Origin of the sequence: Roseibium sp. MMSF_3247 (assembly GCF_030733765.1) — a bacterium.
GTDB lineage: Bacteria > Pseudomonadota > Alphaproteobacteria > Rhizobiales > Stappiaceae > Roseibium.
In genome coordinates this window covers 1107285-1122122 of record NZ_JASHII010000001.1, presented here as the reverse complement: position 1 = coordinate 1122122, position 14838 = coordinate 1107285, and the positions used below count along the sequence as shown (strand labels likewise).

Below are 14838 nucleotides of genomic sequence, written 5' to 3'. Positions count from 1 at the left end.
TTTGAAAGACCAGCGCCCTCGCAATTTCATGCGACACTCCCTAAAACGGTCGATATGGACGCAGCGCTTCTTCCTAACAAATTTCAGAACTGGTTTTCATCCCGCGGCTGGAGCCCGCGCGCGCACCAGATGCAACTGGTCGAACATCTGCGCCGTGGACAAAGCACATTGCTGATTGCCCCGACAGGTGCGGGCAAGACGCTTGCCGGGTTTCTGCCAAGCCTTGTGGAACTGGAAGACCGCGGCAAGCGCAAACCCGGTCAGGCAGGCGGTATCCATACGCTCTACATCTCTCCGCTGAAAGCACTTGCCGTTGATATCGCCCGGAACCTGGAAGCACCGGTCACAGAGATGGGTCTGCCGTTTCGCATTGAGACCCGGACCGGCGACACCCCGTCCCACAAGCGGCAGCGCCAAAAGACAAACCCGCCGGATATCCTGCTGACCACGCCGGAGCAGATCGCGCTGCTCTTGTCAGATCCAGCTTCTGAAAAGCTGTTCTCATCGCTGAGGACGATCATCCTCGACGAACTCCACGCGCTCGTGACGTCCAAGCGCGGCGATCTCTTGGCGCTTGGCCTTGCACGCCTGCGGCAACTGGCGCCTGAGATGCGGACGATTGGTCTTTCGGCGACCGTCGCAGAACCCGATGACCTGCGCGCTTATCTGGTCGGACAGCCGCTTGACGGCACCCGGGCCCTGTCCTCCTTGGTGGAGGTCCAGGGCGGGGCTGAGCCGGATATCTCCATTTTGGAATCGGAAGAACGCCTGCCCTGGTCGGGTCACTCGTGCCGCTATGCCATGGGCGACATCTATCAGCTGATCAAACAGCACAGCGTCTCTTTGCTCTTCGTCAACACCCGCAGCCAGGCGGAAGCCGTCTTTCAGGAGCTTTGGCGGATAAACGAAGACACGCTGCCCATTGCTCTTCATCATGGATCCTTGGATGTCGGCCAGCGGCGCAAGGTCGAGGCGGCTATGGCCTCCGGCCAGCTCAGAGCGGTGGTTGCCACCTCCTCTCTCGACATGGGGATCGACTGGGGCGACATCGATCTGGTGATCAACATCGGCGCACCCAAGGGCGCCAGCCGCCTTGCCCAACGGATCGGCCGGGCCAACCACCGCATGGACGAGCCGTCTAAGGCGGTCCTGATCCCAGCCAACCGGTTCGAGGTTCTGGAGTGCCAGGCCGCACTCGCAGCTTCCAAAAAAGGCGACCAGGACACACCGCCGCTCCGAAAAGGCGCGCTGGATGTTATGGCCCAGCACCTGCTTGGCTTGGCCTGCGCCGATCCCCTTGATCCGGCACAGGCGTTTGATGAAATCCGCTCGTCGGAGACCTACCGCTGGCTGGAGTGGGAAACCTTTGAAAAGGTCCTCGATTTCGTTGCGACCGGCGGCTATGCGCTGAAATCTTATGAGCAGTACGCAAAGCTTCGGAAAGGCAAGGATGGTCTTTGGCGGATCGCCCACTCGAAGATTGCCCAGCAATACCGGTTGAATGTCGGCACGATCGTCGAAGCACCAATGCTGAAAGTGCGGCTCGTCAAATCAAAGGCGGCCGGGCGCCGGACACCAATTGGCCGTGGCGGACGGGTGCTTGGCGAGATCGAAGAGTATTTCATCGAGCAAATGGCTCCGGGCGATACCTTCATCTTCGGCGGGGAAGTCCTAAGGTTCGAAGGCCTTCGTGAGAATGAGTCTTATGTCTCCCGCGCGCAGACCGACAATCCGATGATCCCATCCTATATGGGCGGGAAGTTCCCGCTCTCCACCTATCTGGCGGAGAGCGTACGTGCGATGCTTGCAGCTCCCGACACCTGGAATGCCTTGCCCGGTCAAGTCCGTGACTGGCTTGAAATCCAACAGGACAAGTCCGTCCTGCCAAGCCGCGACGGTCTTCTGGTGGAAACCTTCCCAAGGTCCAACAAGCATTACCTGATCTGTTATCCGTTCGAGGGACGGCTCGCGCACCAAACACTTGGCATGCTGCTCACCAAACGTCTGGAGCGGATGGGCGCCCGGCCAATGGGGTTTGTCGCCAACGACTACGCCCTGGCCATCTGGGGGCTTGGCGATCTGTCACTTCTGTTTTCCTCCGGAAAGATCCCGCTACAGGAGCTTTTTGATCAAGACATCCTTGGGGATGACCTTGATGCCTGGCTCGCTGAGTCCAGCCTGATGAAGCGGACATTCCGCAATTGCGCCGTGATTGCCGGTTTGATTGAACGCCGCCATCCGGGTCAGGAGAAGTCCGGCCGGCAAGTAACCGTTTCGACGGATCTCATCTACGATGTTCTTCGAAGTCACGAACCGGATCACATCCTGCTGCAGGCAACCTGGAACGATGCCGCCGAAGGACTTTTGGATATCTCTAGATTGGGCGATCTTCTCGCCAGAATTCGCGGACGAATCACGCATACTGCTTTGGAGCACGTGTCTCCACTCGCCGTGCCGGTCCTTCTTGAAATCGGTAAGGAACCTGTCTACGGCGAGGCAATGGATTCCCTTTTGGAGGAGGCCGCGTCGGAACTGCTGCTGGAGGCCATGGAATGAGTGCACTCACGTCACACCTGCGCAAATATACTGCCGCGCCCGTGTGTCATGACATTCAGATCAATGGTCAGCTGGTCGGCCTTCATGACAGCGGTGTACTGTGGTGGCCGGACGAAGCAACGCTTATCGTTGCGGATCTTCACCTTGAAAAGGGCTCCAGTTTTGCCCGCCGTGGCATCATGCTGCCGCCCTATGATACGGCAACCACGCTGGAGAAGCTGGCCGCCGTCATGGATGCCTTCGACCCTGCGCGGGTCATTTGCCTCGGTGACAGTTTTCACGATGCGGACGGTTCTGACCGCCTGCCCGCGCCCTACCGGGCAATGCTCACAACCTTGCAGCTGAATCGGGAATGGATCTGGGTGACCGGCAACCACGACCCGGTGGCGCCCGTGCGCTTGTGCGGCGAGACCGTCGATGAAATTCAGATCGGCCCCCTCACCTTCCGCCATGAGCCGGTTGAGAAGATTGGCGCCACGGTGGCGCTTGGAGAGGTTTGCGGGCACCTTCATCCGGCTGCCCGCGTCCGCCGGTTCGGCCGTTCCATCCGCCGCGCGTGTTTTGTAACCGATGGCAGCCGTCTGGTTTTGCCGGCCTTTGGGGCTCTCACCGGTGGGCTCAACGTCACCCACGAGGCGTTCAGCATGATCTTCCAGCGCCGGAAATACTCGGTGTTCATGCTCGGCAACGACCGCCTGTTCCCCTTCACGGCCACACGGCTCGTCGGGGATTAAGCCTCCTCCCCCGCTTTTACCCAGGCAATGACCAGCTCATAGAAAACCGACAGGATCACCGGACCAAGGAACAGGCCGATGAGGCCGTAGGCCAGTGTACCGCCGAGAACGCCGATCAGGATCACCAGCATCGGCACATCAAGGCCGCGGGACATCAGGATCGGCCGCAGCACATTGTCGACCAGCATGACCGGAACGATCAAGACGGTGAAGAGAAGCGCTGGCAACAACTCCCATGAACTCCAGGCCCAGATGATTGTCGGCAGGATTACCAGAGCCGGGCCGATCTGGATGATGCAGAGGATCAGCGCCGCAAAGGTGAGCAGTCCGGCCAAAGGCACCGCAAAGGCGATCAGGATAACACCCGTCAGCAGCCCCTGAATGACCGCGACGCCGATCACACCTCGGGAGACGTTCCGAATGGTGGCCCCTGCCAGATCAACGAATTCGCCACCGCGCGGCGCGATGATCCGGTCGGCGAACCGTTTTGCTCCGGAGGCCAGCGCCGGCCCCGGCACGAATAGGCATCCGGACAGGATGATCGACACAATGAAAAAGAGAACGCTGCCGCTCAAGGATGCCAGAACAGAGAGAATCTTTGTGCCGGCCGGCGCCACCATCGGGCCGATCTTTGTGAGAAACTGCTCCAGGCTCCGGCTCGCGAGCTGCCAGAACTCCGCAATCTTTTCGCCAACCATGGGCAGCTCTGCCAGTTTTGGCGGCAAAGGCGGCACAGCAATGGCACCTGACGTCACACCCTCGTAGAGCCGTTGAAGCGTTTCGACGAGACTGACCACCAGCACCGCCACCGGTCCGATCACAATGCCTAAGCCGATGAGAGTCAGAATGGTTGCGGACAGCACCTTCCGCCCGCCGAGCTTGGCCGTTAGCCAGGCATAGGCCGGATAAAGCGCAACTGTCAGCACGACTGCCCAAAGCAGAAACGCAAAAAACGGCGCTACGAGCTGTAGGGAAAAATAAGCAAACACGCCGAGGACACCCAGCCGGATAGCGATGTCGATCACCCGGGCATCAACGGTGGGTTCCGGCTTGGATTGAGAAGAACCGGATGGTTCTGATTGAGACTGATCGGTCATGCTGCCCCTGCCGTAGTAAGTGGCGAATCTCATACGAACTCTCGCAACGGCAGCCTACATGACATTCACACCAATTGGACCCCGTTTCTCGCTTCAACGTATTGCCCTGGCATTGGTTTTTGCTTGGGCAATGCTCCTGGCAATGCCACATGCGCGCGCAGATGACGCTGCGTGGCAGGCGCTGGAAAACGGCGGCATTGTTCTCTTCCGCCACGCATTGGCGCCCGGAACCGGAGATCCGGCCAACTTCACGCTTGGCGATTGCTCCACTCAGCGGAACCTGAATGACCAGGGCCGCGCAGACTCCCGTGCGATTGGGCAGGCGTTTCAGGACAAGGGCATCAAGGTCGGACGCGTGTTGACGTCGCAATGGTGTCGGTGCGTCGAAACAGCGGAGCTCGCATTTCCGGGGCAAGTCGAGGAAGAGCCGGTCTTCAACTCGTTTTTTCAGAACCGCTCCGCCGGGCCTGAGCAGACCCGAGCAGGTCAGCGCATACTAGAGCAATGGCCAGGTGATGGTGCCCTGGTCATCATCACACATCAGGTCAACATCACCGCGCTGACTGATATCTTTCCGCAGTCTGGCGAAGGCATTGTCGTTGAGATTAATAACGGCGAAATCGAAGTGATCGGGCGTTTGAGGATCTAAGAGAAAGCGGTATTGCTCCGATCAATCCTTGCGGAAGATCACGCCGGCGAGCCAACCGGTAAAGATCGCGAGAATGACCGCAAGCACGCCGTACACGAACGAATGCTCCCGCGCCAATTCGAAGGTGATCTGCTCAAAGCCGGTCTTTGCGACACGTAGGTGATCGTTGGTGTTGGCGATCAGGTCGCCTTCGTGAAAGAGGAAGCTTTTGACGACGTAGTCCCCAACAGGAATGTTGGCGGGCAACGGAATGTTGGTCCGGAACATTGTTTCGGTCAAAAACGTTATGGATGTCTCCCGCTCAGAATAGAGCCCCATATCCTGACGCAGGCGAACGAAGGCCCTGCGGAAATCATCCCGGTCGGAGAGAGACACATTCGACTCGCCCGACACGGCCAAATTGATATGGTTCAAGCCAATGGCGTGTTCGTCCAGCAGAGCTCTGCCTGCAATTTCAGAAATGTCCGCTGTACTTGCCACTGCATAAAACGACGGAACGTTGCTGAAGGTTTCCGCTTCCCGGTTGACCCAGACACCAAGCAAACGCCCCTTGCGGCGAGTCGTGATGTCTTGTGGAGGCCCTTCGACGACAATGACCAGATCGTAGTCGAGATCCGTATCCGGGCGGTACTGGATCTCTTGGGCCTGTCCGAAAATGACGATCTCTGTGCCGGTGAAGTTGGACTGGATCGAAACCGTTTGTGACGACAACTCCGTCACCAGGCTCTCATCGCTTTTCGCAAAGCCTTCGAGCGTGCCGAAGAGCAGTGTCATCGCAGCGATGGTGGCCGCGCGGATCATAACCCGGCCCCCTTCTGGATCGCGATGGAGTAGAGGTCTTCGGGGACCAGCAGGAGATCGACCGCGAAGCGCAAGCCAACCCCCAAAACCAGCAACGCCAAGAGCAGGCGCAGCTGATCACCGCGCAAGTTCTGACCCATTCGTGCACCAAATTGCGCGCCGATCACACCACCGACCATGAGTGTCATCGCCAAAACGATGTCGACGGTCTTGGTGCCCATGGCATGGAAGATCGTCGCTGCCGCCATGGTGAAGAGGATCTGGAACAGGGATGTCCCGATCACGATGCTCGTTGGAACGCGCAACAGATAAATCAGCGCCGGTACCATCATGAAGCCGCCGCCGATGCCAAGGACGGTGCCAAGAAAGCCGATGGCCGCGCCCAGTCCGACGACAGGTATCACGCTGACATACAGCTTGGATCTCCGGAACCGGACCTTTAACGGCAGCCCATGCACCCAGTTGTGCTGACCGGGTTTTCGCGCCCGAGGCGGTTCCCCCGACCGGCGGCGCCGCATGGCCCGCACTGACTCCACCAGCATCAGTCCGCCGATTGTCCCCAAAAACGTCACATAAGACAGGGAGATCACAACATCGAGCTGGCCGATCGCCTGCAAAACATCGAAAAGAATAACGCCGAGCAGTGACCCGGAAATACCGCCGGCAAGCAGCACGCTGGCCAGCTTCAGGTCAATTGCCTTGCGCCGCCAATAGGTGACAACTGCAGAGGCGGAGGACGCAACGACCTGTGTTGTGACCGTCGCGACAGAGACCGCTGGCGGGATCCCGGAAAAAATCAGAAGCGGGGTCAAAAGGAAACCGCCGCCAATGCCAAACAATCCGGACAAGAACCCCACAGCCCCGCCCATGCCAAATATCACGAAGATATTGACCGGTATCTCGGCTATCGGAAGGTATAATTGCACAGGGCTTCGCCGGAAAACTGCAGACAAGACTGCATAAACTTACATGTATAATGGTTAAAAACCTGTGGCAGCTGCTCTGTCAACTCAGCAATTTAATTCCGCACAACTGGACTTATCACTTACCCTGAGCGATTAGTGCCAGTTATCCGCAAACCGCGAAACACAAAAGCCGGAAACGCTTTGCGTCTCCGGCTCATTTCGAACTTCATTGGGTTCTATCCAAGGCGGTTTGTCAGATGGCCTGGCTTTTCAGCTCATCCATCAACCGGCTGTCCACTTGACCCGTCTCCGGCAGGCCGAGGCTGCGCTGGAAAGCCCGGATCGCGCTGCGTGTGCGCGGGCCCATCTGACCGTCCGGTGTACCGGTGTCAAAACCCAGATAGTTGAGTTTGTCCTGCGCCTCGCGGATCATCGCCGAGTTGTCGACGGCGGTCACGGACGCATTGCTCGCCGGAAGGGCAGACCCTTCGGTCCAGCTTGGCTGGAGCGTCACCTTGTTTGCGGCCGGATCCGGTGTTTTCAGTTTGAAGCCTTCAACAGCCAGGCGGGCACTCGCCAAGGTTTCCTGATCCATCATGTTGGCAACATCGTCGCGCCGCTTGGCAGCCTCCGGATCACCTTGGTCGGCAGCAATCGCAAACCACTTGTAGCTGGCAATCAGATCCTTATCGACGCCGATGCCACCGGCATAAAGGATACCGAGATTAAACAGACTGTCTTTGACGCCATAGTTGGCAGCGTCTTCAAACCACTTGGCCGCCGATGCATAATCGGGCTGTCCGCCGCCGCCTTCAGCAAAAAGGACTGCAAGGTTGTGCATCGCCTTGGCATTGCCCGCTTCCGCGGATTGTGTGTACCAGGCCTTTGCCTTCGGCAGATCCTTTTGGACCCCGCGGCCCTTTTCGTAGAGGCTGGCAAGCCGGTATTGCGCTGGGGCAAGTCCTTTGTCCGCAGCCTTTTGATACCAGGCAGCCGCCTTTGCCAGATCGGCAGCAACACCATCGCCTTCAGTGTATTTGACACCGATCAGGAATTCTGCAGCCGCGTCCCCACTGGCAGCAGCGCTTCGCAGTGCCATAGGCCCGACGCCTTCCGGTGGCAGGCTGGCCAGCAATGCTGCGCCCGCTTCGCCAGCAGCCGGTTCAGATGCTCCAGCAGCTGTGAACCCAGATGACACACCCGCAGGCGCTGCGCCGAAGCTGTTTTCAACGCCGCTTGGCGGTGCAAACGCCACACCAGGCTCGGCTTCCAGTGATTGGGACGCGGCCGCAGGTGTCGGCACCGGGTCTGCAGCTGCCACGGGCGGCTGGGTTGTTGCAGGCGGTGCCAGCGCAACAGAGCCTTCGATCGCGGGCATCGGATCGCTTGCGGCGATTGGCTGTGGACTGTCTGACGCCCCTTGGCCTTCGGAAACCGTTTCAGGCTCAGAAGCAGCAATACTCGAAGCTGTTTCCTCAGCGGGACTTGCCTGTGCAGCCTCGCCTACAACGGCCTCGTCTTGAGGAACTGCAGCTACTTGCGGCGACGTATCAGACGGCGACAATGCGCCGCGTGTGACGTAGAAACCGGCCATCAGCAGGACGACAGCTGCTGCAGTGTAAAGGATCGCCCGGCGGCGCCCCCCGGAAGCCTGGGCAGGTTCGGGGGCAACCCGGTCACCTGCCAGTACAGTCGTCTGTTCTTCGCTCTGTTCGACTTCGGCCGGATTGATATCAGCCGTTTTCAGCTCAAGCGCTTCGTCAACGGTTTCTTCTTTCTCGGCCGGAGACCGCTTCAACACATTGCGAAGCCAGCCGACTCGCGCCTTTCCACGTTCTTCGTCTGCGCTCTCTGCCTCTTCCTTGGCCGGTTTCTTCTTCTCAAGCTGAGCCGCTTCAGCAGATGCAGCCTGTGCGGCCCGGCGGGCAGCAGCAATAAAGTCGGCTTTGCGGTCCCTCGGGGGTTCCGGCGTGTCTTCAACGGGCAGCGGAGCCGGCTCAGCCTGAGCCTTGCTCTGAGCAACGTCCGGCTGGGCCTTCGCAAAGAGTGGCGGACGCTCGGCAACCTTAATCGGCGAGAACAAACCGCCCGCCGCTTCTGGCGCTGGATCGGACGTTTGCTTCGGTGCAGGCTCAACACGCTCCAGCGTGTCCAAACGCTCGGTGATGGACCCAAGGACGGATTTTACGCCGTCAAAGGTGTTGCGGGTCCGCTCTTCGCTGCCTTCGGCAGCATCCAAGAGACGCTTGAGGTCGTTCTGAAGCGACGAGATCGCGGCGTCATACTCGCTGTTTTTGGCTTTTGGAGCATTGGCGACAGCTTCCTGGGCAGCCTTGCGCGCAATGCCGGCCACATCAGAGCGTGTTTCGGCGAGCCCTGCCTCAATCCGTTCAAGAACAGAAGATATCTGATCCGAATTCTGAGCGTTCGACGATGATGTCTCAATCTGCTCGGCCAAAGCTGCGACCTTGGCGCCCAGAACTTCAAGCCCCTTGTCATCAACCTTGCCGCCACTTGTGGTCACAAGCTGTGCGAGATCGGAGATCCGTTGCTCGAGCGCATCGGTCGACGCTGGCTGCGCAACCCGTTCGCGCATCGCCGTGATCTCCGAACGCAGCTTGTCGAGATCCGACGTCGTAACTGTATCTTTCGGTTGATCGAGCCGGGTAGTCAGATCGTTCAAGCGATCCTGGATCTGCGCAAAAAACTCGGTGTCCGCACCGGAAGCGCTTTGTGCCGCTGCCACAGGTGCAATGACCGGGCGGACCGCCCGTTTTTCAATCGCATCGATCTTTGTTGAAATCGCTTCAAGCCGTTTTCCCAAGGCGTCGAATGCACTTGGATCGCCCGATTGGATTGGTTTGGCCTGCTCCATCCGCTCAAGACGGTCAACGATGTCGTTGAGGCGGTGATCCAGTTGCGCAAGATGCTCCTGATCTGCAGGCGCCGACCGGTCGTCGGCCATCATGCCGACGATGTCTTCAAGCCGACCCTGAAGCCTTGTGATCGTTTCCGGCTCCGGCATCCGCTGTTCCATTGCGGACAGCCGATTGTCGAGGCCGCGCTGTTCTTTTGCCAGCGTTTCCAGATCGTCCAGGCGGTTGGAGACGAACTTCATCCGGTCGTCGATGCTTTCAACCAGACCCTTCACATCGATCTGTTGCACAAACCCGCGCACTTCGCGCAGCTCGGCGCGCAAGGGTTCGATCTCAGCATGATCCTTGCGCTGAAGCAGTTCTTCCATACGTTCGGCAATCGAGACGACCCGGTCCTCCAGGACCATCATGTGCTCAGAACGCGGCAGGGCTGCAAAGGCGTCTTCTATCTCATTCAACCGAACGGTAACGCTGCGCAGGACGCGCGGGTCGACAGAAGCTCGGGACAATTCGTCAAGCCGCTGCAAAATGTGCGCGTAGCCGTGTTCGAGCGTCTGAAGAGCGCCTTCCACATTGGTCCGTCCGACAAGAGATTTCAGCTCGGCAACTTCCTTGCGGATCTCTTTTGCAAGCTGATCGTTCTTTTTATCATTGCGCAGCCGGTCCACCATGTCAGCCAACCGGCGCAACTCGGCATTCTGACGGCTGACGGTCTCATTGGTTCCGCGTGCAATTCCGCCGAGTGCGTCGCGCAAAGACCCAAGCTCTTCGCGAACATGCGCCAGCGCTTGTTCTTGCGGTTTTCTCAGCGCATCAATGCGGCGTCCCAGATCCTTGTAGGCGTGCATGGACGCATTCCGGCTGGCGATCGAACTGCGGCGTGGTGCCCGCTGATAATAAGCATCATCTTCGTCGCCATAATCCGCATATGGATCATCGTCATAATAGACGTCATCATCCCCGTAAGGATCAGACTCGTTCAAAGCATCGATGGCATACCGGCCAGGGCGGTGGCTGCGGGACGGCGCGCGCTCATAGTCGTCTGCATAGTCTTCGTCACCGGCGAGCCCTTGGACCTGCCGGTCGAGACGGTCCAACGCTCCCATAACATCATCGATGCCTGCTTCAGGCGCACGCTCCCGGCCCCGGCGTGGAGCTGAACGGGACGAACGCCCACGCCTGCGTTGTGGTACTTCCCGCTCGGCTTGTTCGGACAGAAGACGGTCCAGCTCATCGGCCACGGCATCCAGATCCCCTTCCGGCCCGCGTTCGCCAGAATACATGCGATCATATCCGCCGAGAGCAGTTGCTGTTCGGGTGAGTCTTTCAATCCGGGCGCGCGCGGGTTCGCGGTGAGGCAAATCGTTCCGATCTAGACTGTCATACACATCTCGGCCGCGGCGTCCTGCCTGGTGTTTGTTTCTAGCCGGCATATCCTGACCCTGGGCTGTTGGTCTTGAGACCACTTAAAGGAGCTGGCTTCAGAACAGTGTCCGACGCAGGCCGGAAAGCGGGCCAGCATTTTCCAAGACTTTGTCGACTTAGGGTAAACAGGCAGTTAACTCGCATTGCCAAATGCGATTCCGCGCTCTGAACGGCGGCAGATCATTCAGGATATGCACAAACAGTGTCGAATCGAGCGCTTTGCCGTCAGCGATTCTGACAGCACGTGGTGGCCCGGACTAGACGGTGACGCAAACGTAAGCTAAACAGTGCACAAGAATTCAAGCAGAACCCGCGCCGGAATACGCGCACGACAGTCCTTTATGCGAGTGAACTCGCGGTCTGCACTGGGTCTTTTCAAGTTGAAACGGCAGCCCGCTGGCAGCGGAGCAAATCAAGAGAACAAGCAAAATGAGCGAAGCGCTTTCGATTTTGAACAACAACGATGAGCTGGTCGATGTGGTTGCAGCCTCAGACGACGGCAGCAAGAAGACGCAATTCACGATCGGCGATCTGGCGAAGGAATTTGGCTGCACGCTGCGGACACTGCGCTTTTATGAAGACAAGGGCCTGATCAATCCGAAGCGCGATGGCATGAATCGGGTTTATAACCGCCGCGACCGGGCACGCCTGAAACTGGTTCTTATGGGCAAGCAGGTTGGCTTTTCACTCTCTGAAATTCGGGACATGCTGGACCTTTATGACCTGCGCGATGGACAGGTCACGCAGCTGCGGGTCGCACTCTCCCGCTTCAACGAGCAGATCGCGGTTCTTGAAAATCAGCGCAAGGACATCGAAACAGCCATTGAAGAGCTCTCACGTACCGTCGAGATCGTTTCTGGCATGCTGAAGCAAAAGGAAGCTGAAGAAGCCTGATTTGGCCAACCGTCTTTCCTACCGGCAGATCAAGCCCGGCATTCTCAATGGAATGCCGGGCTTTTTTCATGCAATTTAAGTATGCTCACACAATTTTTAATCGCATTAAGTGCATTTTCGACCTTCATTTAATTGGCTGAAAAACGTAGCGTCACGCACTGGTTCAGTGCGTGCACCACCACAAAAATCTCACTTTTGATGCCTTTCAGCGCGTTTTTTGAGCTATACTTCCGTAACGACACCCCTTGTCGCCCTAGAATTTCGCGCGTATATAGATGCCCAAGGTGACGTTTACGGAAACGTCATGCAAAAACATCTGACGGCAAATCTGGGAGGATTTCCATGCCGACATACTCCGCACCGGTTGATGATACCCTTTTCCTTTTGAAAGACGTGTTCGGATACGAGCGCTATTCCAACCTGCCGGGTTTTTCCGACGCTCCATTGGACCTGGTAGAAGCCATCCTGAAGGAAGGCGCCAAGTTTACTGAGGAAGTCCTCCAGCCAATCAACCAGTCTGGCGATCAGGAAGGTTGCACCCGGAACGACGACGGCACGGTCTCCGTTCCGAAAGGCTTCAAGGAAGCTTATGACGCTTTTTGCGAAGGCGGTTGGGGCACCCTCTCCGCTGATGCGGATTACGGCGGACAAGGATTGCCGCACACGCTGGCAACGATCTTCAACGAGTTCGCCTCCTCCGCCAACATGGCCTTTTCTATGTATCCGGGCCTGACCGCAGGTGCGATTGCTGCGCTGACCATCCATGGAACGGATGAGCAGAAGCAGACTTATCTGCCGAACATGATCGCCGGCAAATGGACCGGCACGATGAACCTTACCGAGCCTCATTGCGGCACGGATCTCGGCCTCATCCGCACCAAAGCCGTCCCGCAATCCGACGGTTCCTACAAGATTTCCGGCACCAAGATCTTCATCTCGGCCGGTGAACACGAAATGTCGGACAACATCATTCACCTGGTTCTGGCCCGCATCGAAGGTGCCCCGGAAGGCAACAAAGGCATTTCGCTGTTTGTCGTTCCGCGGAACGAAATTGCCGAGGATGGCTCAAGCGGTGCGCGCAACGGCGTGTCTTGCGGCTCCATCGAACACAAGATGGGAATCCACGGCAACGCGACCTGCGTCATGAACTATGACGATGCGACCGGCTGGCTCATTGGCGAAGAAAACAAGGGCCTGCGCGCCATGTTCGTCATGATGAACGAAGCCCGCCTCGGTGTGGCCGTTCAAGGTCTGTCGCAGTCGGAAGTTGCCTACCAGAACGCCGTGACATACGCGAAAGACCGCATTCAGGGCCGCGCACTCACTGGGCCGAAGAGCCCGGACAAGGCCGCCGATCCGATCATCGTTCATCCGGACGTCCGCCGTACCTTGATGTCCATCCGGGCATTCAACGAAGCAGCCCGCGCCTTGGTCATCTGGACCGCGCTGCACGGCGACGTATCCCATCGCTCTGAAGACGACAAGGACAAGCAGTTCTCTGACGACATGATGGGCCTGATGACACCCGTGCTCAAAGGTGTTCTGACCGACATCGGCTTCGAAAACGCGGTCAATGCCCAGCAGATGTATGGTGGCCACGGCTATATCGGCGAGTGGGGTATGGAGCAGTTCGTCCGCGACGCTCGTATCGCCATGATCTACGAGGGCGCGAACGGCATCCAGGCGCTGGATCTCGTGGGCCGCAAGCTTCCGGCGAATGGCGGCCGCGCGGTCATGAGCTTCTTCAATGAAGTCAACACGTTCTTGAAAGAAAACAAGGACAACGAAGACCTGGCCGCATTTACCGGCCCGCTGAAGAAAGGCGTCGATGATCTGCAAGCGGCTACCATGTGGTTCATGAACAACGCCATGAAGAACCCGGACAATGCCGGGGCCGGCTCGACCGACTACATGCACCTCTTCGGCCTCGTTGCACTCGGCTACATGTGGGCAAAGATCGCCAAGACGGCAAAAGAAACGTTGAAGAACGGTGCCAACGGCAAGGAGCAGTGGCTCTCCGACAAGTTGGCCTTCGGCACCTTCTACATGGAACGGACCATGCCTGAGACCGCGGCGCACCTTGCGAGGATTTCAACAGGTTCTGACACCATGATGTCGGTCAACGCCGAGGCATTTTAAGCCGAACGGCCCGGTGATCGCCGGGCCGATCATTCACCCGCGCAAAATCTGTTTGGGGCGGTATAGTCCCGCCATAAGCATATTTGTCAGGGAGATAACATCGTTATGGCTGAATTCGTTCTTCATTGCATGGCCCAGTCCGGGCATTCCTACAAAGTCGCGCTCATGCTGGAGCTGTGCGGCGCCGACTGGGAAGCGTCCTGGGTCGATTTCTTCAACGGCGAAACGCGCAGCGAAGAGTTCCGCTCGTCACTGAATGAAATGGGCGAAGTCCCGGTACTTGTTCATAGCGATGAGACACTGACCCAGTCTGCAGTCATCATGGACTATCTCGTTGAGAGGTTCGGCAAATTCGGCTGGGAGACTGACGAAGAACGCCGCGAAATCCTGCGCTGGACCATTTTCGACAATCAGAAAGTGTCCGGCATGATCGGCCCGCTGCGGTTCATGCGCACGCTGATCAAGACCGGTGAAACCGATGTTGTGAAGTTCCTGGATGGGCGGGCCAAAAGCGCGCTGGCCATTCTGGACAAGCACCTGGCGAAAAACGATTTCGCTATCGGCTCCAAACTGACGACAGCCGATTTTTCCCTCTGCAGCTATCTGTTTTATGAGGGCGAACTCGGCATTGACCTCAACGAATACCAAAACGTGACCGCCTGGCTGGACCGCATAAAGTCCCAACCCGGCTGGAAACATCCTTATGACCTCATGCCCGGCCACCCTTTGCCGAGTGCCGCGTGAGGCCCGCCTGATCTAGAG

At 58.1% G+C, this 14838-nt stretch carries 10 protein-coding genes; 6 read left to right on the top strand and 4 right to left on the bottom strand.

The genetic code is table 11. The features are described 5' to 3' along the window. Nucleotides 1-54: 54 nt before the first annotated feature. Nucleotides 55-2556, top strand: coding sequence for a ligase-associated DNA damage response DEXH box helicase (locus RBB44_RS05045; RefSeq protein ID WP_306149426.1), 2502 nt, complete (start codon nucleotides 55-57; stop codon nucleotides 2554-2556). Further along, on the top strand, nucleotides 2553-3290 hold the full coding sequence (gene pdeM, locus RBB44_RS05040) for a ligase-associated DNA damage response endonuclease PdeM (RefSeq protein WP_306149427.1): 738 nt from the start codon (nucleotides 2553-2555) through the stop codon (nucleotides 3288-3290). The genes RBB44_RS05045 and pdeM overlap by 4 nt, the downstream gene beginning before the upstream one ends. Here the strand turns inward: pdeM and RBB44_RS05035 are convergent. Continuing rightward, nucleotides 3287-4420: an AI-2E family transporter gene (locus RBB44_RS05035; RefSeq protein WP_306149428.1), complete on the bottom strand. Its 1134-nt coding sequence runs from the start codon at nucleotides 4418-4420 to the stop codon at nucleotides 3287-3289. The two genes, pdeM and RBB44_RS05035, sit on opposite strands and share 4 nt — an antisense overlap. A 25-nt stretch (nucleotides 4421-4445) precedes the next feature. Here RBB44_RS05035 and RBB44_RS05030 point away from each other — a divergent pair, with 25 nt between their 5' ends. After that, a complete protein-coding gene (locus RBB44_RS05030) occupies nucleotides 4446-5036 on the top strand; it encodes a histidine phosphatase family protein (RefSeq protein ID WP_306149429.1) in 591 nt (196 codons plus the stop codon). Nucleotides 5037-5057: 21 nt separating this feature from the next. On the opposite strand, the gene RBB44_RS05025 is transcribed toward RBB44_RS05030, so the two are convergent. The 3 genes from RBB44_RS05025 to RBB44_RS05015 form a co-directional block, all read right to left on the bottom strand. Continuing rightward, the gene (locus tag RBB44_RS05025; protein ID WP_306149430.1) at nucleotides 5058-5837 is read right to left on the bottom strand and encodes a TIGR02186 family protein; all 780 of its coding nucleotides are present in this window, start codon (nucleotides 5835-5837) and stop codon (nucleotides 5058-5060) included. Then, complete coding sequence (locus RBB44_RS05020) at nucleotides 5834-6763, bottom strand: sulfite exporter TauE/SafE family protein (RefSeq protein WP_133947901.1); 930 nt, start codon at nucleotides 6761-6763, stop codon at nucleotides 5834-5836. Before RBB44_RS05020 ends, RBB44_RS05025 begins: the two co-directional genes overlap by 4 nt. A gap of 232 nt (nucleotides 6764-6995) precedes the next feature. Next, nucleotides 6996-10901, bottom strand: a complete 3906-nt coding sequence (locus RBB44_RS05015) for a peptidoglycan-binding protein (RefSeq protein ID WP_306149431.1) — start codon at nucleotides 10899-10901, stop codon at nucleotides 6996-6998. A gap of 571 nt (nucleotides 10902-11472) precedes the next feature. On the opposite strand from RBB44_RS05015, the gene RBB44_RS05010 reads away from it, so the two are divergent. The 3 genes from RBB44_RS05010 to RBB44_RS05000 all read left to right on the top strand — a co-directional run bounded on the left by RBB44_RS05010 (nucleotide 11473) and on the right by RBB44_RS05000 (nucleotide 14820). Continuing rightward, nucleotides 11473-11937: a MerR family DNA-binding transcriptional regulator gene (locus RBB44_RS05010; protein ID WP_008192637.1), complete on the top strand. Its 465-nt coding sequence runs from the start codon at nucleotides 11473-11475 to the stop codon at nucleotides 11935-11937. 342 nt (nucleotides 11938-12279) lie between these two features. Further along, nucleotides 12280-14076: an acyl-CoA dehydrogenase C-terminal domain-containing protein gene (locus RBB44_RS05005; protein WP_306149432.1), complete on the top strand. Its 1797-nt coding sequence runs from the start codon at nucleotides 12280-12282 to the stop codon at nucleotides 14074-14076. A gap of 105 nt (nucleotides 14077-14181) precedes the next feature. Continuing rightward, nucleotides 14182-14820 carry a glutathione S-transferase family protein gene (locus RBB44_RS05000; RefSeq protein ID WP_306149433.1) on the top strand — a complete coding sequence of 213 codons (639 nt, stop codon included), beginning with the start codon at nucleotides 14182-14184 and terminating at the stop codon, nucleotides 14818-14820. The last annotated feature ends 18 nt before the right edge of the window (nucleotides 14821-14838 follow it).

Coding starts and splice junctions, on each gene's coding strand:
- RBB44_RS05045 (WP_306149426.1), top strand. CDS start 55: ATGGACGCAGCGCTTCTTCCTAACAAATTTCAGAACTGGTTTTCATCC.
- pdeM (WP_306149427.1), top strand. CDS start 2,553: ATGAGTGCACTCACGTCACACCTGCGCAAATATACTGCCGCGCCCGTG.
- RBB44_RS05035 (WP_306149428.1), bottom strand. CDS start 4,420: ATGAGATTCGCCACTTACTACGGCAGGGGCAGCATGACCGATCAGTCT.
- RBB44_RS05030 (WP_306149429.1), top strand. CDS start 4,446: ATGACATTCACACCAATTGGACCCCGTTTCTCGCTTCAACGTATTGCC.
- RBB44_RS05025 (WP_306149430.1), bottom strand. CDS start 5,837: ATGATCCGCGCGGCCACCATCGCTGCGATGACACTGCTCTTCGGCACG.
- RBB44_RS05015 (WP_306149431.1), bottom strand. CDS start 10,901: ATGTATTCTGGCGAACGCGGGCCGGAAGGGGATCTGGATGCCGTGGCC.
- RBB44_RS05010 (WP_008192637.1), top strand. CDS start 11,473: ATGAGCGAAGCGCTTTCGATTTTGAACAACAACGATGAGCTGGTCGAT.
- RBB44_RS05005 (WP_306149432.1), top strand. CDS start 12,280: ATGCCGACATACTCCGCACCGGTTGATGATACCCTTTTCCTTTTGAAA.
- RBB44_RS05000 (WP_306149433.1), top strand. CDS start 14,182: ATGGCTGAATTCGTTCTTCATTGCATGGCCCAGTCCGGGCATTCCTAC.